Genomic DNA, 21,524 nt, shown 5'->3' on the forward strand with positions numbered 1-21,524 from the left:
ATATCACAACAGTAGAAAGGAGAAACAAGAATATGAAGGTCACATACCTACATCAATATTTTGCTACTAGAAATTCGATAACTTCAACACGATCATTTGAGCTTGCAAAACAGATGATTAAAAATGGACATAAAGTAACCATGGTGACTACTGATGCTTTTATTAAAAATGAAAGTCCCATTAAAGAATATAGGAACTATTCGGTTTTTCAAATTGAAGGAATCAAGGTAATAGCACAAAAAAATAGTTATTCCAATCATATGTCCTATATGAGAAGGATATTTTCATTTTTAAAATTTTTAATATTTTCATATCGAAAGATGAGTCAAATTCCTTCAGAAATGATATATGCGACTTCTACGCCATTGACAATTATGATTCCTACCTTACTTGTACATTCTATTAAGAAAAAGTCATTTGTATTTGAGGTTAGAGATTTATGGCCAGATGCACCTGTCGAAATGAGGATATTAACCTTTAAGCCAATTATTGGTATTCTAAAAAAATTAGAAATTTTGTCCTACCAACACGCTGAACATATTATTGCACTTTCTGATGGTATGAAAGAAGGGATTGTTTCTAAAGGAGTATCAAGCGATAAAGTCACAGTTGCCGAAAATCTATGTGATTTTGACCTCTTTGACATTCATAATATTGATCAACAGTTTAAAGATGAACTGATTAAACGATATCACTTAGAAGATAAGTTTATCATTTTGCATATGGGAGCTATGGGTGTTGCAAATGGATTAGATTATTTTATTGATGCAGCAAAAAAAGCTCAATTAGACAGGTTAGATGAAGTACTTTTTATTATTGGTGGAGATGGTAAAACGAAGCAGCAACTAGAAAAAAGGTGTGAGAAAGAGCAAATAAAAAATGTCGTTTTTCTAGGATATATCCCTAGAAAACTTGTACCAACGGTAACTAGTTTGGCTGATGTAACAATGACTTGTTTTAAAAATATTCCTATTTTAGCAACAAATTCTCCAAATAAATTTTTTGATTCACTTGCTGCAGGAAAACCAGTAATCGTTAATTCAAATGGTTGGACAAGGCAAGTTGTTGAAAAAGAAAAGATTGGGTTCTATATAGATGGTGATCGTCCAGAAGAATTAGTTGAGCGAATAAAAAGTGTACTTAGAAATAGTATCAGTTTAAAAGAACAAGAATCACATATTAAGAGATTTGCTAGAGAAAATTATGAAGTTTCAGTTATTTATCAGAAGATAGAAAATAGTTGTTTTTCAATAAAGAAAGTGAGGGAATTAGGAAATGAAAATTAGCATTGTCGGAACTGGCTATGTTGGGCTTGTCACAGGTGTTACGTTGTCAGAAGTGGGACATGAGGTAACATGTATCGATACAAATAGTTACAAAATAGAAAAACTACGAAACGGACAAAGTCCAATTTATGAACCTGGAATAGAAGAATTAATCACAAAAAATATTAAGAACGGAAATCTTCACTTTGAAGACACCATTGCTGAAGGTAGTAGAGAATCAGAAATTATTTATTTGGCAGTAGGCACACCGCAAAATCCAGATGGATCGGCTAACTTAGATTATATTTGGCAAGCTGTTAAAGAGCTTGAATTGTTCCTTCCATTAGATAGAAAAATGATTATTGTAATCAAGAGCACCGTTCCTGTGGGGACAAATCGTAAAATTAAAAATTATTTTACTAATAAAGGGTTCTTTAACGTTGACGTAGCGTCCAATCCAGAGTTTTTACGTGAAGGACTTGCATTAAAGGATACTTTTAATGGTGATCGAATTATTATAGGAAGTTCCACAGATTATTCTTACAAATGCTTATGCGAAGTATATTCTTCATTTAGTACAGAAATCTATCATACGACACTAGAAAGTGCCGAATTGATAAAATACGCTTCTAATACATTTTTAGCTACAAAAATCAGTTTTATCAATGAAATTGCTAATCTTTGTTCAGCAGTAGGAGCCAATATTACCGAAGTTAGTAACGGAATGGGGATGGATCACCGAATAGGACAAGCATTTTTACAAGCTGGGATTGGTTATGGCGGTTCTTGTTTTCCAAAGGATACACATGCACTTGACTATCTAGCAAAAGAAAATCACTTGAATCTTGAAATTATTCAAACAGTTATTGAAGTAAACGAAAAACAAAAATTGAAGTTAGTTGAAAAGATGTTTGACTTTTTTGAAGAAAGTTTACCTAAACAAATAGCTATCTTGGGATTAGCATTTAAGCCGAACACAGATGATATTCGAGAGGCTCCATCTCTTTCGATTATTACCGAACTTTTAAACAAAACTCAAGCTAACTTAGTTTTATATGATCCTGTTGCAGTAGCTAATATGAAGCAAATCTTTCCAGAGTCACAACGTATTATTTATGCTACTTCTGTAGAAGAATGCCTTGATGGTGCAGAAGCAGCAATGATTTTAACCGAGTGGGATGAGTTTAGAAACTATCCGATTGAAAATTATAAAAAGCTAATGAGGAATCCAATTTTATTTGATGGTAGAAATATCATTGATTATAAAGAAGCTCAAGAGGAATCAATCACGTATTTCTCTATAGGGGGAAAGAAAAATGTTTCAAATAAAATATTTGCATATTAAGAGATTGTTAGACGTTTTATTTGCAACAATTATTTTGGTGGTTTTAGGTCTTCCAATAAGTATCCTAGCTATTAGTTTATCTTTCTATTTTAAAGGCAATCCTTTTTATTTAGCACGTCGATCTGGAATTTTTGGAAAGGAGATCAAAGTCCTAAAATTGCGGACTATGAGTAATAAAAAAGATAAAAATGGAAATTTGCTACCAGATGAAATGAGAATTACACGTTTTGGCACGATTCTTAGACAATTGAGTATTGATGAATTGCCACAGTTTGTGAACGTCTTATTGGGAAATATGAGTATAGTAGGGCCACGTCCTTTGGATAGTCACTTTCTAGATCTTTATGATAATACACAAAAGAAACGATTAGATGTGAAACCTGGAATTACTGGATTAGCTCAAGTTAACGGAAGAAATCAATTGACTTGGAAAGAAAAATTTAATTATGATGTTGACTATGTAAAAAAATATTCCTTCAAATTAGATATCTATATTGTATTAAAGACTGTAAAAGTTGTAATTTTTAGAGAAGGAGTTAGCCAAAGTGGATACGTTAGTGCAGAAAAATTTACTGGAAACAGCTAATAAATGTAATAAAAAATTTGTCGTTTTTATTGGTGGGGGAGACTTATCTGCATATGCAAAATCAATAATTGACTTAAATAAAAAATATGAGTTATTAGCGATTTGTGACGATATCTATAGTGATATTACTTATAAAAATAATCTTTTTTTAGGTCCAATTGATGAAATAGTGAATATCTTGAAAAGTATAGATAATATTTATTTTTGTATCACTATTGGTTCACCTAAAATCAGAAGAAATATTACTCAAAGGATACAGATTGAAGAAGAAAAGTATATTAATATTATTCACCCTAGTGCAATAATCGATTCTACAGTTTTCCTTGGAAAGAACATAGTGATTGGACCTAAATGTGTAATAGGGTCTCTAGTTTCACTGGGATCATATACTTTGGTATTAACTGGTGCAATTGTAGAACATCATACTACAGTTAAAGAATACGTTAATATTGCACCTTCTGTAGTTATATGTGGGGGAGTATCTATTGGAAGTTCCTGCTATATTGGTGCAAATGCAACTATTATTCAATATAAAAGTATTGGTGCTTATACAATTGTGGGAGCCAATTCGCTTGTTTTATCTGATATTCCATCATATGTCACTTGTTATGGAGTTCCTGCAAAAGTAAAAAAAATAAGAGTAGAAGATGGAATATTATGAATACAAAAAAAATTATTTCATCTATTGTTGGTAGTTTTGGATTAGGTATGGTAATACAACTTATTTCATTGTTAAGGACAGCCCAACTGGCTAATTATTTTGGGACACAAAATAATATGGATGCATTTAATTTAGCCAATATTATTTCTGTGTGTATTATCAATATTTTAGGTGCATCTATCGGTGTTATTTTAATTCCATTTATCACAGATAAAAAAAATTATAGCTTAAAAACACTAAATACTTATGTCACTTTCCTAGTGTTAGCCATATTTATATTATTATGTCTGAGTTACGCTAGTACTTATTTTTATTTGTTTATATATTCTAGTGATTCTTCAGAATTTAATCAGTTAGTTTATCAATTATCTTTAATACTGGGAATAGGTCAATTTATTAGAATGTTTTCAAGTATTCTTACAGCAGAATACCAAATAGAAGGAAAATATATTTTGACCAAGAGGATTGCCTTGATTCCTTCAATAATTCCATTTCTATTATTTATTATTTTTCCAACTAACAATATCAATGTAGTAGCGGTAACTTTTACAGCTGCCTATTTTATAGAATGGGTATGTTTATCATATTTTAATGAGAAGAAGTATAAATATCAAATTAGCATTGATATACGTGATCAAAATTTTAAAAAATTGCTTTTGTTGACTTGGCCAGTGATCGTTAACTCTTTGATTTATCAATTAGTTATTATTGTTCCTAATACATTATCGCATAGCTTAGGAGAAGGATATGTTTCTGCTATGTCATATGCGAATCAAATACTGAGTACAATACAAACTTTAGTAATTATGAATAGTATCAATATTCTTTATCCAATTATTACGAAGAAAATATATGAATGTAAAGATAAGGGAATTGAAGTGGCATTATCCTATATTAAAGGGATAAATATGATCATTATACCAATTATATTTGGCATCTTTTCGTTAGGAAAACCACTGATTTCTTTTTTGTTTGAACGTGGAAACTTTGATGAAAAATCGACATATCTAGTTTACCTTATCCTAGTTTTACTTTGCCTACAGTTACCACTAATCGTATTTAGAGAAATTCTTTCGAAAATTTTTTTTAGTTTAGAAAAAACAAAAATGATTGTTAAGGTTTCTGTTTTATCTATTGTATTTGAAATTTTATTTCTGAGTGTTTTCCACGATATTTTTAAACTCTATATTATTGCTCTGTCGCCTCTTGTTTCCCAAATCATTTACATAACTATATTAATTTTTTATTTGATTAAAAACTACCAGATAAAAATTGTGTCATTAATTAAAGATCATCTTCTAATTATATTTAATTCAATAGTTATGTATTTTGGAATTGAACAATTGAAAAAAATTTTTGAACTGAAGTCATTTTCAATTATTACAATTTTAATACTAAGTATCTTAGGCCTACTAATATATGCAGTAATGTTAATGATTTTACAAAGAAAATACTGTGAAAAAGTTATTAAGGAGCTAATCAATTGAAAATACTAATTTTTATTTCTACCTTTCCCAAACCTTCAGAAACTTTTATTTTTAATCAGATTGAAGGATTGATCAGTAACGGAGCAGATGTAACAATTTTAGCTTGGAATCAATTTGAAACAGATGTAAAAAATGAAATTGTCGAAAAATATAATTTACTGAGTAAAACAAAATTTATAAATCTTCCGCCAAGTAAATCTAAACGATTAATAAAAGGAGCATCTCTTTTTTTCAAACATATTTTTCTTCACCCTAACTTAACTTTAAAGGCGGTCAATTATAAAAAATATGGAAAACTTGTCGCCTCATTAAGACCATTGTTTGTATTAGATTACTTTTCTATAAATAGAAACTACGATGTGATTATTAATCATTATGGTCCTAATGGATTGGTTACATCAGTCTTTGATGAAGTTCAATCTGGAATAAAATGTACTATTTTTCATGGATATGACATATCTAAATATCTATCTGAAACAAATGATAGGATCTATACACCGTTACTTCAAACAAATGGTTATTTTTTTCCTGTAAATGAATACTTTAGAAATAAATTACTTCATCTAGGTTTTCCTGATGAAAATATCAATATATTTCATATGGGAATTGATACAGAAAAATTTTACAAGTCTGAGGTAAGAATTCCTCAATCGGTAATAAAATTACTAACAATTGGTAGATTAACGGATAAAAAAGGTATTGATCTATCTATTCAATTGGTTGCTTATTTAAAGAAAATTGGAATCTTTAGTGAGCTCATTATTATTGGTGATGGAGAAAATAAACAACATTATAGCGAACTTATAGCTGAAATGAACTTAACGAATCACGTGTATTTAGTTGGATGGAAAGACAGTACATTTGTTCAGCAAAGTATGATTACAGCTGATTTTATCATTCAGCTAAGTAGAACATCTAAGACTGGAGATCAAGAAGGAATCCCAGTTGTAATCATGGAAGCTATGGCAATGGGGAAAATTGTTATTTCAACAAGACATAGTGGAATCCCTGAAATAATTACACATAATAGAAATGGTTATTTAGTTGAGGAAGAAGATTACAAAGCTGCTGGTGACATAATTACTAGAATTTTTAATCAAGGAGATATAAAGAAACTTTCTCAATTATCAAATGAAGCATATCTTACTGTAAATAAGGAGTTTAATTATAGAACGATAAATTCAGAATTGTATAAGTTTTTAGAAGATAAGGTGGAAAAAAATCGTGCGTGATTCAAATAGTATTACAATGGCTAGCAGTGTCCATACATGGTCAGATGCAAGAATTTATTCAAAAGAAGCCAAATCATTAGTAAAATTCGGAAAAAATATACAATTTATTGCAATTGATTCAAAAGTTCCAAAAGAGAGTATTCCTGGATTAAATATGGTTTATCTTACAAAAAAAAATCGTTTATTACGATTTTTTCATTGGGGAACTATTTATCATTTAATGCTTAGTTCTGATAGTAAGTACTTCCATTTTCATGATCCTGAATTGTTACTAGTTGCATTTTTTTTAAGAAGAAAGTTAAAGAAAGAAATTACAATTATTTACGACATGCATGAGCATTTTCCAGCTGCTATAAAAACAAAAGAATGGTTACCTAGGTGGTCAAGGAAAGTAATGGCTAGGCTATTAACAAAATTGGAAAAAAAATTGATGACTTATTGTGATGTAGTTTTATTTGCTGAAGAGAGCTATAAAGTAAATTATCAAGAATGTACGCTTATAAAAGAAGATATCTACAATTATCCATTAATTCCATCATTTCAGCGTTTAAAAAATAGAAAAGACAATGAGGTTCGTCTAGTTTATGCTGGGGCATTGACAGAACAACGAGGCCTTTTTAATATGCTTGAATTAATGAGCCATTTACAGAAAAAATCAATCAATAAATACCATCTTTATCTAGTTGGAGATATGCATACAAAAGAAAATCGTGCCATAAAGTTTATTGAACAACATGATTTAAATAAAGTGGTGCATATTTTAGGTCGTAGGAAATACGAAGAGTTATGGGAGTTATATGCACAATCAGATATTGGCCTGTGCTTATTACATCCGACACCGAATAATGTTAATTCAAAATCAACGAAAATTTTTGAATATATGGCCTCTTCATTACCAATTATTGCCTCTAATTTTTCTTCATATAAGTTTATTGTAGATAATCAATGTGGTTATATTCAAGAACATACAGATTATGAAGCAATAATGAAAAATATTGAGAGTATAACTGAAGATAGAGAACTTGCATATCAATTAGGAACTAATGGAAGAAACCAATATGAAAAAAATTATAGCTGGGAACATGAAGCAATGAAGCTCCTGTCAATTTATGAGAATAGAGGAATCAGCAATTGAAAATCGATAATTTAACATGGGAGACGTGGAAGTTAAACTTTATTAAATATTTATGGTTACTAGTAATAGGCGTGTTGCTTAGTGGAATTAGCAGTTTTATATTTTCACAGTATATGGATCATCCAATCTATACTTCTTCATTTGAAATTTTATTTAATGAATCCTCAACTGATTCTGAAAATCAGCAGGGGATGAAAGATGCAATTCCATTGGTTACCACATATTTGTCAGTTTTAAATAGTGATGAGGTTATTCAAGATGTAGCTAGTTCACTTCATTTAGATATGACAACAGATGAGTTAAGAAGTCAGATGAAAGTGGAATCTGTAAATAACTCCTTAGTTTTTAAAATCACCTATTCAGATAAATTAGAAAAACAAGCAGCAACTATTGGGGAAAGTCTTGCAACAAACATCAATCAAAAGATCCCAACGATTTTTCCAAAAATAAATGCATATCTTGTTAAAAAGCCTACAGTCGTTGTAGAAAAAAAGAATAGTAGCCGAATTATAATTGCAATGACACTCTCAGTTGTACTTTATTTAATGTTGATTTTTTTAAAATGTTTGTTAGATAGAAATATACGAAGTAAGGAACAAATTGAGGCGCTAAAAATTTCTTATCTAGGTGATTTTCCTAGTTTGAGGAAAAAACAGTGTATAGAATGGAGTAAACACCATGATATTCTCTAAACACAAAAAAAGACAGATACTTTTAAATAAAAATCCTCTAATTGCACAGAAACTTAATTCTATTTTTATGAGAATTGAATTTTTACCAGATATGCCAGCTACGCCAATTTTAGCGGTCACCTCTCCTAATAAGGGAGAGGGTAAAACCTTTTTTCTCAATAATTACGGGTATCAGTTAGTCAAAAATCAGAAGAAGGTCCTTTTGATTGATACTGATTTTTATAGTCCAGAGTTAAGTAGACTTTATAAAGTAAGAAAATTTAAAGGATTAACTGATTATATTGTAAAGGATTTACCCTTAGAAGAAGTAGTAAATTCTTTAATAGCAAATCGTTTGGAAATAATTTCTGTTGGGACGCAAGCCCCTAACTATATTGATTTGTTAAAGTCCCCTAAATTTGTAGAGTTGTTATCATTGCTAAGAGATCAATATGATTATATTTTAGTTGATTGCCCACCTCTAAAGATATTTCCAGATGCACAAATAACTTCTCAATTTACAGATCGAACAATTATCGTTAGCAATCCATATAAAACGACAAATAGCGATTTGAAATTTTCTAGTGATTTATTGGGGAGTATAGATAAATTAGCTGGTGTCGTTATTAATCAAAAAAAATATGATAGGAAAGAGCTGAAAAACTATCAATATTATTAAGAATTTAAAGAATAAAATAAGTGAGATTCTATTATTAGTTGCAATCTATTTAGCAGCAGTATTTCTTTGCTTATGGAAAGTTAAACTTTTACTGGTATTAATTATAGTATGTGTTATTTCCTATCTATTTAGTTATTTTAGAAGTCAAATAAGAATTGAAAATCTAGATAAATATCTTTTTTGTTTTTTTCTCGTTGCAGCAATTTGGGGACAATATTTGGCTTTACCCCAATTACCTAGTTTATTTATTTTCCGACTGTTTCCATTACATTTATGTATATTTTTTTTTAGAAGAAAAAAAATATACATAAATCAACTAATTAAGTTTTTATTTGCTAATTATATGTTGTGGGTTAGCTGGTCGTTTATTACGTTGCTGTGGACCCCATTTTTATTCCTAAGTTTAAGTGCACTTTACTATCAATTAGAAGCATTTTATCTTTTGTTCTTTATTGTTGTCTACTTCGGAAATAAACAAAAAATAAAACAAATTTATTTTTTGTTAAACCTTAATTTTCCAGTAGTCTTAGGCTTGGGAATTTTTGAAGTATTGACAGGATCCCATTTGAAATACTCGGCATCTAATTTACATAATTATATTGATTACCGACCGACAGGTATGATGGTTAATACAAATGATTATGCGTCAATTTTAGTATTTTTTCTAATTATTTTTTTGGCAACGAATTTTAAAAATATATATATGAAAATGTTGTTGGATTTATTAATGATTTCATCTTCTACGTTTGTTATTTATAATACTAATTCACGTAGTGCTTTATTATCGTTGATGGGGGTCTTAATCCTATACATTATAAATAGTATCTTAAATAAAGAAAAAATAAAAATAGTTATCTTAAGTCTAGGAACGTTGGTTGTATGTATGTTTTTAGCCACCCAATATAGTTACTTAGTCGAAGTATTAAATCGATTTTTAAATAAAACAAATTCTACAAATGAGAGAAAAAATATTTACCTATATGTCTGGGAATTGTGCAAACAACATCATTTTATGGGAATTGGTGTAGGGACTACTCCGCATTATGTATTTTACTATGTGAAAAATCCATTGATTGCTTCTCAAATTACTAATAAAGTAATGGGCGTTCATCAATTTTTTCTAGCAATTTTATCTGATACAGGAATTTTTGGATTATTACCTATGGTAATTTTTTTAGGCTCTACGTTAATAGGAAGTTTATTAACAGCTAAAAAAAATTTTTCTATATTTTTTTCAACAATTTCTTTAATCTTATGTTTTCTGGGTGCTTCAATAGGCAGTAGCAGTATTTTTGAAATGCGAATCATCTGGATATGTTTAGGCGTTTGTCTAGCAACATTAGCAACCTATAGTGAGGAAGAAAATTATGATAAAGAGAACATTGCTTAAACAATATTATAAGCTAATCAGCAAGACTTACAAAAAAGGTAATTTTAAACTTAGATATTTAGAAAAAAAGCGAAGAACTAATACAGAATTAGTAGTCATTTTTAGTGCATTTCCTAGGGAAGGCCTACAAGCAACCTACAATTATACAAAAACGTTAAAAAATATAGCAGCAGATCAATTATTTTTATTAGATTCTTTTGGATATAAGAAAAGAGGCGCATTTTATCTAGCAGAAGAAGGCGACTTTTCCTTAGAAGAAGAGGTAACCGAAGTAATTGAGAAAATAGTTAATAAAAAAAATTATAAAAAGGTAATTTTTGTTGGTTCCAGTAAAGGTGGGTATGCTGCAATGTATTTTGGTTTAAAACTACAAGCAACCGAGTTGATAATTGGTGGTAATCCATATTATTTAGGTAATTACTTAACGGATTCACCCGTAAAGCAACCAATTTTAACTGCTATGATAGGGAATGAATGCAATCAAGTCGAAAAGGTAGCACAATTAAATTATTTACTACCGAATATGCTGAGCAATCAGGAAACTCTTCCTAAAATTTATTTGCATTATTCTATAAATGATCATATGTATCAAGAACATATTAAAAGTTTGATTAGTGATTTTCGGGAAAAAAATGGTGTGATTGTTAAGATGGATATAGAGGATTATCAAAAGCATCAGGATATTCGCTTCTTTTTCCCAAAATTTTTACAAGAAACGTTAGCTGAAATATTGGAGGAGAAGTGATCTACATGTTTACAGATATTCATAACCATATACTTCCCAATGTGGATGATGGCCCACAAAGTATTGAAGAGAGCATTGAATTACTAAAACAAGCAAAAGAAAATAATATCAATAAAATTTATTGCACGCCTCATAAACATAAATTTCCTTTTGAATTGACAAATAATCAAGTTAAAACAATCTATGAGCAATTTATTCATTTTTCAGAAGTACAAGAGTTAGAAATGAATATTAGTTTGGCACATGAAGTAACGATTGTCCCTAATTTAATAAACGAGCTCAGAAAAGATAATCTTTTTCTGTTACGTGATAATGAAAGTAGAGATTACATTTTATTAGAATTACCAAAAACAGAGATACCTCAATACTTTGATAAGATGATTTGTGATTTAATTCAATTAAAGGTAATTCCTATATTGGTTCATCCCGAGAGAAATGACCACTTAAAAAGAGACTTGCAACTGATTGTAGAATTAAAAAAAATGGGTGTTCAAATGCAAGTAAATGCCGACTCTTTTATAGGAAGGAATGGGTATTTATCTAAGAGGTTTGTATATAAAATGTTAAGAGCTAAGTTGATTGATTATTTAGCGTCAGATGCGCACAATACCAAAGAACGTGGATTCTGTATAGATAAAGTAATAACAAAATTAAATAAAAAAGAATCATATGCCGTTGAAAAAATTCTCAATAATATGGATAAATTTTAGGAGGACTATGATGAAATATACCGTTATAATGACAACATTTAATGGTGAAGAATTTTTATTAGAGCAATTAGAATCAATTAAAAATCAAAGTTTAGAAGCGCATGAAGTGATTATTATAGATGATGGTTCACAAGATGGGACGGTTCAGTGCATTGAAGAATTTATTCATCGTTATAAGCTAGTACATTGGAGACTCTATGTGAATAAAGTGACACTTGGTTGGAAAAAAAATTTTATGTCAGCGATTAATAAAGCATCTAATGAAATGATTTTTTTAGCAGATCAAGATGATATATGGTTAAGGGAAAAGGCGAAATTACTATTATCGTACATGGAAAGGGATCTAAGTATAAATGTACTAGCAAGTAATTTTGATAAAATTGATGAATTTGGTTATAAAATAAATGCCTTTCCTCATTCTTATCAAGTAGTGAAGATAGCTTTTGATTACAATAATTTTAGAGTAAGAAGACCAGGGTGCACATATGTTTTTAGAAAATCTTTTTTTGAAAAAATTAAACATTTCTGGGTTGAATCCATGCCTCACGACGCACTTTTATGGTGGTGCAGTGCTCTAGATGAAACATTGGCGATTTGTGAATATCCCATGATAGAGTATCGCAGACATGCGAACAATGTCTCCGGTACAAAGCTAAATAGAGGACAAATAATTACAATGCTTGAAAATAAACAAGCACATTTAAAACTTCTACAGCAATACTTTGAACAAATGGATAATAAGACTGACGATAGAAAAACACAACAACAAAATAAACTAGAAAATCTGGAAGCTTATCTTTCTTTGAAAATTAATGGTTACAAAAAAAGAAACTTATGGAGTATTACAAAGTGCGTAATTAACTACTCTGAATGTTACTCTGAATACGCATCGCCTTCAAACCACCCAGTATTGTCAGAATATAAAAATGTTTTATTTGCAAAAAAAAATTAGATTTTTGGGAGAGATATAAAATTATAACTATCTACTTTTACTGTAAGGAGAGTGAGTATGTACTTCTTTACTCAAATGAAAAAATATGTAAATTTGAAAAATTTGCAAAAAAAATATCGTAAACTAAATGGACATAATTTTACCGTATTGCATTCCGATGTTCCTCTAAATAAGATTACTGTTGGGAAAGGGACCTATGGGAACTTGAATATCCGTAGTTACAAACTAACCAATGAAAAATTAGTTATTAAAAACTATGTATCAATAGCTGATAATGTAACTTTTCTACTTGGAGGATGTCACTATCTTAATCGATTTAGTACTTACAACTTTAATCAAAAATATGGGAATAAATTACCAGAAGCCTTTTCTAAAGGAACAATAACTATTGAAGATGATGTATACATTGGCCACGGTTCTATGATACTTTCAGGTGTAACAATTGGACGAGGTGCAGTGATAGGAGCGGGGAGTGTAGTTGCAAGGGATATTCCACCTTATGCTATTGCAGTGGGTAATCCTTGTAAGGTAAAGAAATATCGATTTGATGACACGATTATTACTGAACTCAATAAAATAAATTTTGCTGAATTAAGCCTAAAACATGTTATGGAAAATTATTCAACAGTATCTAAAACAATTGAAAATCAGAAACAAGTTAATGAAATTATAAATAAGTTACAAAAATAAAAAGATTCGTAGGTTCAATAAACTGTATTTTTTGAAAGTAGCATATGCATATAGAACTGAAAATAATTTAGGAGTAGCGAAATGGATAAATGCGCTACTCCTTTTTATAAATCTAATAAATTTTGCTTTCTTTTGTTAAGCTAATTTTTTCTGTTTCTCTTGTTCTGTTCCATTCTTTTAGTAAATAATCATAAAAAATAGAACCGTGTAGAATCCAAATTCAATAAAATCTCCAGTGATATATTCAATCAAAATGTCTAGTAAAACTTTGCATCAAGAGGTCTTTAATTTGTAGGAATATACATTGTAAAACAATAATCTTTTTGATTGATATTACAAAGGGGCTAATTTATCTCTACAGTAATATTTTTTAAATAACCTATACGTTTCTTTTGAAGTATATCCTTCAGTAAATTCCAAGTAGTGCATGATTCTTATTTTTAGTGCGGGCTTGTGTATACAGAAGTAATTTGCTATTTGGTCAAATGTTTTTAGTTTTTCTAACGCATGTTTTAGGGCTTGGTCGTTAGCCATTAGAATACTAGCTCCAATGTCTGCTGCGATTTCTTTATCGAAGTCTTCAGGTAGATAGTCTTTTTGTAAAATTAAATCAGAAAATGCATGAGATTTACTATCATAGGAAAAGTCCCTATAGTAGTGGATAATCTCATGCATTTTTGTAAAGTTTTTGTATTCAAATAATAAGTTTGTATTCGTGGTAATAATGAATTCACCTTGGACTTTGTTGATCGATCCAAGTAGTTTCTTGTTTAGACTGTTTTTAAAGTTATAATCTACAAATTCAACATTTTCAACTTCAATCATGTATTGTTCGATGTCATGACATTTAATTTCTTCAATCTTTTTTGAAAAGTGTATAGCTGTCTTTTTTGCAATACCATTCGCGAGGTCTGAGACCTCAAAGTAAAGACCATCAACAATGCCGTTCAAAAGAATAATACTCCGTACCTATTTTTTATTTTTCTTTGCTTTTGCACGTTGAATTAAGAAGTCTAAATATTCGTTTAATTCTTCTTCTAGTTCCTCAATATCTTCAACGTCCATATCTGCAGTATTTAATCTGAAATGTGAAAGTATGTTATTACCAACACTATCACCTTCAGAAATAATAGAACGATCATCAGTTAAGCCTAATAAATAATCGGTAGTTACTTTATATAAATTTGCTATTTTAGTAAGCATTTCATTATCGGGCTCTCTAGTGCCGTATTCCCAATTTGCATAGGTTCCTAAATTTTTTAAGCCTAATTGTTTAGCAACGTAAGTTTTAGTCCACTCATGTTCTTCACGTAATGTGGTTAATCTTTCAGACAATGTTTGCAACAGAGATGCCTCCTTTCTCTTATTATAAACTTTTTGTGTAGCAAATTTAAAAAGTTAAACAAAAAGTGTTGACTTTTATATTTTTACGCTCTATTATGTAGTTAAGTTAAACAAAACGTTTAACTATATACGAATAAACAAAAAAGCATTCGCGAGAAGAAAATGAATTTCTGTTTCGCAAACGCTCAGAATAAATCTAGACAATTTCATTCTAAGCGATTTGACGGAATAATTCAAGAATGAACTTTTCATTGGAGGTTATCAGTCTTTTTGAGGTGGCGTGTACCAGCCGATGAATGGCGCACAAGCTGGCAATGGAATCTGTAAATAGAGCCATGCTAATGATTAATTTGGGATAAAAGGTTTCTGGCGTATATCAAGGACTAGGTTTTCTGTTTTGACTACAAAATGTGGTAGGGCGTTGAAAACATTGGAGTAATTTCCGCTTGGTATATGAGAGGTGTTTATTTTAAGTAATCAAATTATTTCTTATAACCATGTCGTGATGACACGTTGGAAATAGTTGCTCGAATCAAGTTGAAAGGAAAGACTTGATTTTGGCTTAGCAAAAGGAGGAGTGTTGTTTAGCGTATGTGGTAGGTCTATCTAATGTGCCGAGATGTGAAGGAATTTCACTAGCCGTTGAAGAATTGATTCTATGAAATGAATGGATATGAGTCTATTTCATAGCTTAGGCGAACTTTTAGACTGTATCAACCAAACATTCTACTACCATGAAAAAGAATCATAAGATTAGTTTGCTATTTTTCATTTGTTGGAAAATATTTTTTCTAAAAGGAATAGTAAACTTGACTTAATAATAAATGTATAAACACAGCTAGTTTTTCTGGTTGTGTTTTTTTGTTTGAAACTATAGAAGTAAGATGGTGATGTGTATTGTGTGACTTTTATATTTCGATTGTCGTGATAAGTATAATGTTTATAGGGATGATCTATTTTATAAAAGAAAGAGATTGGATGAACGTATTATTTTCTGGAGTAATATTTTTTCTTGAATGCATCCAATTAATCTATTTTTTAAACAATAAATAAATACCTCGAATAGATTGAAAAAGTATAAAAGCAAATATAACAATATATTCGAGATTCGACCAAATATAGGTTTGAAGTTTAAATCGATATAATTTGTGGTGAATTCTGAAATCTGGAGTTCTTGGTCTTAATCCAATAATTTTTCTTGTTCTATTTAATTCATTGTAGTAATTTTTAGAGAATTTTTGATACATTTTATTAAGTTTTTTAGGCTTTATGGACTTGTTCTGTGTTTGAACAAGACTTTCTAATGGAATTAATAAGTTATCAGAAATATAGAATAGTAATTTTTCCTTGACTAAGGTGCGGTGTAATCTTGTTAAATGATCTATCACTTCATTTTTATTCTCTATTGTTATATTTACGAATAAATTACATTCGATATTTTCATAAAAAGGAATAAATATCTTTTCTATTAATCTAGAAGCATATTTTTGTGTAGAAGAAAGAGAATTTGTCTTTTTCGTATTATAAATTCCCCATAGTATATTGATAGCACCCATTACTGAATTTAAGTTATTTAGATTCAAAATATATGGCTCCTTTGGTTTGATTTTAATCTTAGCTAATTAATTATAACAAAAAAATATTTTGAAAGAAGGAATTATTTTGGCAAATCGTATTCAAGAAGTAGCTTTGAATGAAAAGCAATTAGGCAATAAAATTAAAGCAGTATTTCGTGCAGAGCGAGATATGTATGTAAATGGAAGTCCCATTCGAGGTCGGGTGTTTTCGGCTTCTAGTGCACAACAACCTGATTTTGAAATTTTTGTTCCCGGTTTAAGAAATTCACAGTTCTTTGATGGTCGAGAAGAAGTAAGTTTGGTTGATCCAGTTGTTCGTATCAGTGCAAAACGTAACAATATTGGAAATAGTCGCTCGTTAGATTTGGTTGTCTATGCAAAAAAATTGGCAGTTGCAGGAGGAAGTAAATAATGGGATTGAATTTCAAAGATAATACAATTGAAGATATTGACATTAAAAAGACTTTTGGGAAAATGAATTTTTTAGAAGTTGAACAAATTTTTGAACGTGATACAGATAATCGAGTGACTGAAATTGTACGTGAACAGCGTGTGACTATTTATTCTAAAAAGTTGAACGATCAAGTAGAAATTGCGATTGCTCCAGATTATGAAGTAAAAGACATTGATTATGACGATGAAATTGAATTGACAGGTCATGTCACTGCTCGTGCGTGGTTGAGCACATACGAAGGTTATAACAATTCTGTCCAATCTGAACAAGCGTTTAAAATTCGGGCAGCAGGTGTAAAAAAGATTTCTACAAAGGGAATACTCCCACCAGTAAAGGAAAAGAAGGAAAGTTAGATAGGAAATAAGCATGGTTAGTTTTTCTTTCTAACAAAAAGGAAAGTTACTTTTTACATTTTTGACACGATGAGTATATTGTGTTTTTTATTTTCTATAAATGTAAAAGATTGCATAAAAATAATTATTTTGTTTTTTTGTATCCATAACCTTGTTATTGATTTATAGTAGCATTGTCTATGTAGAAAGGTTGAATAAGTTAGTACTTGCTGGAATAGAAGCGAAACAAAAAAGATAAAAGTAGTTATTTTAATTTATGTAAACAGGAGGATAAAAATGAAGCGAAAAAGTAAATTGTTGTTAGGTGTAACTTTGTTGTGTGGAATTGGTTTTGCAGGTATTCAACAGACATTTGCTGATGAAACTATCGAAACGTATGCGAGTACTATTCCGATGTATCGCTTGTTCAACAAATACAGTGGGGAACATTTGTATACGCGTAGCACTGGCGAAAGGGATAATTTGAAACGCGTTGGGTGGAATTATGAAGGTGTTGCATGGCAAGCGCCAACAAGTGGCTCACCAGTTTATCGTTTATACAATCGTTATAATGGTGAACACTTCTACACAATTGATGCAGGCGAAAGAGATAAAATTTCTCATACTGGTTGGACATATGAAGGGATTGCTTTTTATTCTTATAAAGGCAATGGTGGTGTTCCCGTTACTCGTTTGTACAGTAAAAAAGTGAATTGGCACCATTACACCTTAGATCAAAATGAAACGAGCATTATTAGTAGACAAGGTTGGAAAATCGAGGGAACAGGTTGGTATGCGAGCCCCGGTAGTGCACCAGCTCCAAGCAATGAAAAAGTATTGAATGTGCCAGTTGTTTGGCAAGGAAACACCATGCTGTGTGAAGGGGCTTCATTGCTACAAGCGTTACGTTATAAAGGCGTAACGAATCAAGATTTGTTGACATTTGTTAACTCAATGCCACGTGCGAGTGACAATAACCCCTATCATGGTTATTCAGGTGAATGGCGCCACAATGTTTCTGGCACGTATCAAGGAATGATGGCTGATCCGGTTGTTCAATGGGCAAAAAAAGTTGGTGGAAATGCGGTGAATATTACTGGTCAAGGAACAAATGGAATTAAAAATGAAATCAGAAATGGCAATCCAGTTGTGACTTGGATCACTTATAATTATGCGTCACCACAGTTTAAACAAATGCCTTGGGGACGAGCTGTCTGGAATGGGCATGTGGTATTAGTCGATGGCTTTAAAGACGGTGCGTACCACGTAGTTGATCCAGTGTTTGGTGCAAAATGGATCAATGCAGGCACGTATCAAAATGCGTTTAATACAACTGGAATGGCAGTTGCTGTACGATAATTAGTTAAAATTTAATAGTGAATTAGGGAAGGACTTCTAAAAAATAGAAGTCCTTTTTTTGTTTGGAAGGGAATATTATGAAAACAATCTTTTTTTATGTAAGTGCTCCAATTGTTTTACCTGTAATTTTGTTAGGAAACGTTTTGTTTGAAGGTTTTATTTATTTGAGAGATTTATTTTTTTAGGAACTTATTTTGGTGAGTTTCTTTTTCTTTTGTCAAAAAGGAGGCAGATACACATGATTCGAGCACCATGTTCTAAATAAAGACCACAAGGAATGAATAAAATGATGAAAAGAGGAAGAAAATGAATCACAAAAAGGTATTTTTATATTCGGCATTATTATTGAGTTTAGGTGGCTTAGGTACAGGGATTGGTAGTAGTTTTGCCAATGCAGAAAGCAGTGGCAAAGAAAAAGCTTCTATTACTTATACTGCACCAAAAGATATGAACTATTCGTTAGTTGGTGGTGAAATTAAAGGCTATATTCGTGTTCAACGTTCAAATGGCAACGTTGATTATATGATTACGCACGATTTTGTAGATAAAAACGGAACAGAAGCGTATTGTATGGATTCTGAAAAGCCTGCGCCAAACGGTCACACGTTGGCATTGCAAGGAAAACTTGGTGATGAGTTTTATCGTATGTATGAAGCAGGCTATCGAACAAAAGGGAATTTAAATGGTTTGCCAGTAGCCAATACACAAGAAGCTCGTTATGCTACACAATTAGTTTCGTGGGTTCTATCTGGGAACTTTAAAGCTTCTGAAATTATTTGGTCAACGCCAGAGCGTACGCCAGAAGAAACCGCTCGTGTGCAACAAGCCTTCAATAAAATTTGGGATCATGTTTGGAATGGCAAAACGTCAACAGATACCACGTATGATTTGAAAAAAGTCAATGAGTCAGAAGATGATGTTTACTATAATTACAAATTTAAAACAGAGGCAAGTAAAACCGATGGGAAAGCAAGCGTAAGTTTTGATAAAGACATTGAAGGCTTGCGTATTATTGATAAAAACGGAAAAGTTCTTTCAAAAGATAATTTACCATTGAATCAAGAAATCACCATTCAAGTGAAAAAAGGAACGCCTTCAGGTGAACTAAAGATTATTTCACAAGGTGATGTGAAAACCGTCCATGTCTTTAAATATGGTGGTGTATCCGCTGTTCAGCCTGCGAACTCATTGATTAGTGTGAATGATGAGCATAAGACCAATGAACAGAAAATCAACTGGAAACTAAAGGATATTGTGATTAGAACAACTGCTAGTGATAAAGCAGACAATGATAAAACATTAGCGCCAGATACGACTGCAACCGTAGTTGATGAAGTTGCTTATCAAAATCTGATCGTGGGTAAAGAGTATACCGTTTCGGGTACTTTAATGGATAAAACGACAGGAAAGGCATTGCTAGTTGATGGAAAAGAAGTCACAGCTTCCGCTAAATTTGTTGCCGATAAACCGAATGGCAAAGTGTCCGTTGAGTTCAAATTTAATACGGCAGGCTTAGACGCAAAAGAATTAGTGGCATTTGAAAGCATGAAAGCAGACAACAAAGAAGTGGCTAGTCATGCAGACATTAACGATGAAGGTCAAACGGTTAAAGTAGCAACAAAAACACCAGAAATTGGCACAACTGCGACAGATAAAGCCGATAATGACAAAATTCTTGCGCCAGACAAAGAAGTCACAATTGTTGACGCTGTTTCGTATAAAGGTCTTGTCGTTGGTAAAGAGTACAAGGTTGAAGGTAGCTTGATGGATAAAACAACAGGGAAACCGTTGCTAGTGGACGGAAAAGAAGTCACAGGATCAGCGAAGTTCACTGCGAAAAGTGCGACAGGTAAACAAAATGTTGAGTTTACTTTTAACACGACTAGCTTAGATGACAAAGAGCTGGTTGTCTTTGAAAATCTTTATTTGGGAAGTAAAGTAATTGCAACTCATGCGGATCTCAAAGATGAAGGTCAAACGGTCAAAGTTGGCAAAAAAACACCGAAAATTGGTACGACTGCAACCGATAAAGCCGATAAGGACAAAGTGCTTTCTACGGATAAAGAAGTAGTTGTTACTGATGAAGTGGCTTATCAAGGTCTAATTGTTGGGAAAGAATACACTGTCATAGGAAAATTGATGGATAAAGCAACGAACAAACCATTGCTAATCAATAAAAAAGAAGTCACAGGATCAGCGAAGTTCATTGCGAAAACACCGAATGGCAAAATTAACGTTGACTTTAAATTTCACACGTCTGGTTTAGATTCACAGGAACTTGTCGTCTTTGAAAATCTAAAATTAGGTGATAAAGAAGTCGCAACTCATGCCGATATTAAAGACAAAGGGCAAACCGTCCAAGTTGACAAAAAGACACCAAAAATTGGTACGACAGCGACAGATAAAGCCGATAACGACAAAACATTAGCCACTGAAAAACAAGTAACGGTCGTTGATGAAGTTGCTTATGATGGATTGATTGTTGGCAAAGAATATACTGTCACAGGAAAATTGATGGATAAAATGACAGGAAAAGCATTGCTAGTTGATGGTAAAGAAGTGACAGGATCAGCTAAATTTGTAGCGGAAAAACCGAGTGGCAAAGTAAAAGTTGAATTTACCTTTAATACGTCTGGTTTAGATGACAAAGAACTTGTTGCTTTTGAGTCTATTCAATTAAATGGTAAAGAAGTAGTTAGTCATGCGGATATTAACGACAAAAATCAGACGGTGAAAATTGATAAAGTACCAAAAGAAATTATTCAGACTGGTTCACAAAATTATCAAAATAAAGGTTTGATTGGCTTGATTGTAGCAGGTATTTCAGTTGTGGCAGGTTCTGTTTATTTTGTCTTCAAACGTAAAAATAGTTCAATAAATAATTTTTGAGGGAGTATCATTTTTTGGTAC

General features: G+C 31.2%; 21 protein-coding genes. 18 read left to right on the top strand and 3 right to left on the bottom strand.

Features of this window, described 5'->3' with window-relative positions; translation table 11 throughout:
- Positions 1-32 precede the first annotated feature (32 nt).
- The 14 genes from AC4BD1_RS04975 (at position 33) to AC4BD1_RS05040 (ending at position 13,548) form a co-directional block, all read left to right on the top strand.
- Positions 33-1,286 carry a glycosyltransferase family 4 protein gene (locus AC4BD1_RS04975; protein WP_490485900.1) on the top strand — a complete coding sequence of 418 codons (1,254 nt, stop codon included), beginning with the start codon at positions 33-35 and terminating at the stop codon, positions 1,284-1,286.
- Positions 1,276-2,610, top strand: coding sequence for a UDP-glucose dehydrogenase family protein (locus AC4BD1_RS04980; RefSeq protein WP_490485901.1), 1,335 nt, complete (start codon positions 1,276-1,278; stop codon positions 2,608-2,610). The genes AC4BD1_RS04975 and AC4BD1_RS04980 overlap by 11 nt, the downstream gene beginning before the upstream one ends.
- Positions 2,582-3,196, top strand: coding sequence for a sugar transferase (locus AC4BD1_RS04985; RefSeq protein ID WP_490485902.1), 615 nt, complete (start codon positions 2,582-2,584; stop codon positions 3,194-3,196). The genes AC4BD1_RS04980 and AC4BD1_RS04985 overlap by 29 nt, the downstream gene beginning before the upstream one ends.
- Positions 3,156-3,857: an acetyltransferase gene (locus AC4BD1_RS04990; protein WP_490485903.1), complete on the top strand. Its 702-nt coding sequence runs from the start codon at positions 3,156-3,158 to the stop codon at positions 3,855-3,857. Before AC4BD1_RS04985 ends, AC4BD1_RS04990 begins: the two co-directional genes overlap by 41 nt.
- On the top strand, positions 3,854-5,344 hold the full coding sequence (locus AC4BD1_RS04995; RefSeq protein ID WP_490485904.1) for a lipid II flippase MurJ: 1,491 nt from the start codon (positions 3,854-3,856) through the stop codon (positions 5,342-5,344). The genes AC4BD1_RS04990 and AC4BD1_RS04995 overlap by 4 nt, the downstream gene beginning before the upstream one ends.
- A complete protein-coding gene (locus tag AC4BD1_RS05000) occupies positions 5,341-6,576 on the top strand; it encodes a glycosyltransferase (protein WP_490485905.1) in 1,236 nt (411 codons plus the stop codon). Before AC4BD1_RS04995 ends, AC4BD1_RS05000 begins: the two co-directional genes overlap by 4 nt.
- Positions 6,569-7,711 (top strand): glycosyltransferase family 4 protein, encoded by a 1,143-nt coding sequence (locus AC4BD1_RS05005; RefSeq protein ID WP_490485906.1) that lies wholly within the window; start codon positions 6,569-6,571, stop codon positions 7,709-7,711. The genes AC4BD1_RS05000 and AC4BD1_RS05005 overlap by 8 nt, the downstream gene beginning before the upstream one ends.
- Complete coding sequence (locus tag AC4BD1_RS05010) at positions 7,708-8,403, top strand: YveK family protein (RefSeq protein ID WP_490485907.1); 696 nt, start codon at positions 7,708-7,710, stop codon at positions 8,401-8,403. Before AC4BD1_RS05005 ends, AC4BD1_RS05010 begins: the two co-directional genes overlap by 4 nt.
- On the top strand, positions 8,390-9,061 hold the full coding sequence (locus AC4BD1_RS05015; RefSeq protein WP_490485908.1) for a tyrosine-protein kinase family protein: 672 nt from the start codon (positions 8,390-8,392) through the stop codon (positions 9,059-9,061). Before AC4BD1_RS05010 ends, AC4BD1_RS05015 begins: the two co-directional genes overlap by 14 nt.
- A 532-nt stretch (positions 9,062-9,593) precedes the next feature.
- Entirely contained in the window at positions 9,594-10,451 is an 858-nt protein-coding gene (locus AC4BD1_RS05020; protein WP_490485909.1) for an O-antigen ligase family protein, read from the top strand.
- On the top strand, positions 10,429-11,196 hold the full coding sequence (locus tag AC4BD1_RS05025) for a hypothetical protein (RefSeq protein ID WP_490485910.1): 768 nt from the start codon (positions 10,429-10,431) through the stop codon (positions 11,194-11,196). The genes AC4BD1_RS05020 and AC4BD1_RS05025 overlap by 23 nt, the downstream gene beginning before the upstream one ends.
- A 5-nt stretch (positions 11,197-11,201) precedes the next feature.
- Positions 11,202-11,906 carry a tyrosine-protein phosphatase gene (locus tag AC4BD1_RS05030; RefSeq protein ID WP_490485911.1) on the top strand — a complete coding sequence of 235 codons (705 nt, stop codon included), beginning with the start codon at positions 11,202-11,204 and terminating at the stop codon, positions 11,904-11,906.
- Positions 11,907-11,916: 10 nt separating this feature from the next.
- Complete coding sequence (locus AC4BD1_RS05035; protein WP_490485912.1) at positions 11,917-12,858, top strand: glycosyltransferase; 942 nt, start codon at positions 11,917-11,919, stop codon at positions 12,856-12,858.
- 57 nt (positions 12,859-12,915) lie between these two features.
- Positions 12,916-13,548 carry a CatB-related O-acetyltransferase gene (locus AC4BD1_RS05040; RefSeq protein WP_490485913.1) on the top strand — a complete coding sequence of 211 codons (633 nt, stop codon included), beginning with the start codon at positions 12,916-12,918 and terminating at the stop codon, positions 13,546-13,548.
- Between the two features lie 333 nt (positions 13,549-13,881).
- On the opposite strand, the gene AC4BD1_RS05045 is transcribed toward AC4BD1_RS05040, so the two are convergent.
- From AC4BD1_RS05045 to AC4BD1_RS05055, 3 genes are all read right to left on the bottom strand, one after another.
- Positions 13,882-14,499 (bottom strand): ImmA/IrrE family metallo-endopeptidase, encoded by a 618-nt coding sequence (locus AC4BD1_RS05045; RefSeq protein WP_490485914.1) that lies wholly within the window; start codon positions 14,497-14,499, stop codon positions 13,882-13,884.
- An 18-nt stretch (positions 14,500-14,517) separates the two neighbouring features.
- Positions 14,518-14,892: a helix-turn-helix domain-containing protein gene (locus AC4BD1_RS05050; RefSeq protein ID WP_349702475.1), complete on the bottom strand. Its 375-nt coding sequence runs from the start codon at positions 14,890-14,892 to the stop codon at positions 14,518-14,520.
- A 1,031-nt stretch (positions 14,893-15,923) separates the two neighbouring features.
- Entirely contained in the window at positions 15,924-16,475 is a 552-nt protein-coding gene (locus AC4BD1_RS05055) for a hypothetical protein (RefSeq protein ID WP_490485915.1), read from the bottom strand.
- Between the two features lie 79 nt (positions 16,476-16,554).
- On the opposite strand from AC4BD1_RS05055, the gene AC4BD1_RS05060 reads away from it, so the two are divergent.
- From AC4BD1_RS05060 to AC4BD1_RS05075, 4 genes are all read left to right on the top strand, one after another.
- Positions 16,555-16,881 carry a hypothetical protein gene (locus AC4BD1_RS05060; protein ID WP_490485916.1) on the top strand — a complete coding sequence of 109 codons (327 nt, stop codon included), beginning with the start codon at positions 16,555-16,557 and terminating at the stop codon, positions 16,879-16,881.
- Positions 16,881-17,276, top strand: a complete 396-nt coding sequence (locus AC4BD1_RS05065; RefSeq protein WP_490485917.1) for a DUF961 family protein — start codon at positions 16,881-16,883, stop codon at positions 17,274-17,276. The genes AC4BD1_RS05060 and AC4BD1_RS05065 overlap by 1 nt, the downstream gene beginning before the upstream one ends.
- 276 nt (positions 17,277-17,552) lie before the next feature.
- Positions 17,553-18,614, top strand: coding sequence for a C39 family peptidase (locus AC4BD1_RS05070; RefSeq protein WP_490485918.1), 1,062 nt, complete (start codon positions 17,553-17,555; stop codon positions 18,612-18,614).
- Positions 18,615-18,920: 306 nt separating this feature from the next.
- Complete coding sequence (locus tag AC4BD1_RS05075; protein ID WP_490485919.1) at positions 18,921-21,503, top strand: VaFE repeat-containing surface-anchored protein; 2,583 nt, start codon at positions 18,921-18,923, stop codon at positions 21,501-21,503.
- Positions 21,504-21,524 lie beyond the last annotated feature (21 nt).

The organism is Enterococcus sp. DJ147D b, assembly GCF_058216655.1.

Coding starts and splice junctions, on each gene's coding strand:
- AC4BD1_RS04975 (WP_490485900.1), top strand. CDS start 33: ATGAAGGTCACATACCTACATCAATATTTTGCTACTAGAAATTCGATA.
- AC4BD1_RS04980 (WP_490485901.1), top strand. CDS start 1,276: ATGAAAATTAGCATTGTCGGAACTGGCTATGTTGGGCTTGTCACAGGT.
- AC4BD1_RS04985 (WP_490485902.1), top strand. CDS start 2,582: ATGTTTCAAATAAAATATTTGCATATTAAGAGATTGTTAGACGTTTTA.
- AC4BD1_RS04995 (WP_490485904.1), top strand. CDS start 3,854: ATGAATACAAAAAAAATTATTTCATCTATTGTTGGTAGTTTTGGATTA.
- AC4BD1_RS05015 (WP_490485908.1), top strand. CDS start 8,390: ATGATATTCTCTAAACACAAAAAAAGACAGATACTTTTAAATAAAAAT.
- AC4BD1_RS05025 (WP_490485910.1), top strand. CDS start 10,429: ATGATAAAGAGAACATTGCTTAAACAATATTATAAGCTAATCAGCAAG.
- AC4BD1_RS05030 (WP_490485911.1), top strand. CDS start 11,202: ATGTTTACAGATATTCATAACCATATACTTCCCAATGTGGATGATGGC.
- AC4BD1_RS05035 (WP_490485912.1), top strand. CDS start 11,917: ATGAAATATACCGTTATAATGACAACATTTAATGGTGAAGAATTTTTA.
- AC4BD1_RS05040 (WP_490485913.1), top strand. CDS start 12,916: ATGTACTTCTTTACTCAAATGAAAAAATATGTAAATTTGAAAAATTTG.
- AC4BD1_RS05065 (WP_490485917.1), top strand. CDS start 16,881: ATGGGATTGAATTTCAAAGATAATACAATTGAAGATATTGACATTAAA.
- AC4BD1_RS05070 (WP_490485918.1), top strand. CDS start 17,553: ATGAAGCGAAAAAGTAAATTGTTGTTAGGTGTAACTTTGTTGTGTGGA.
- AC4BD1_RS05075 (WP_490485919.1), top strand. CDS start 18,921: ATGAATCACAAAAAGGTATTTTTATATTCGGCATTATTATTGAGTTTA.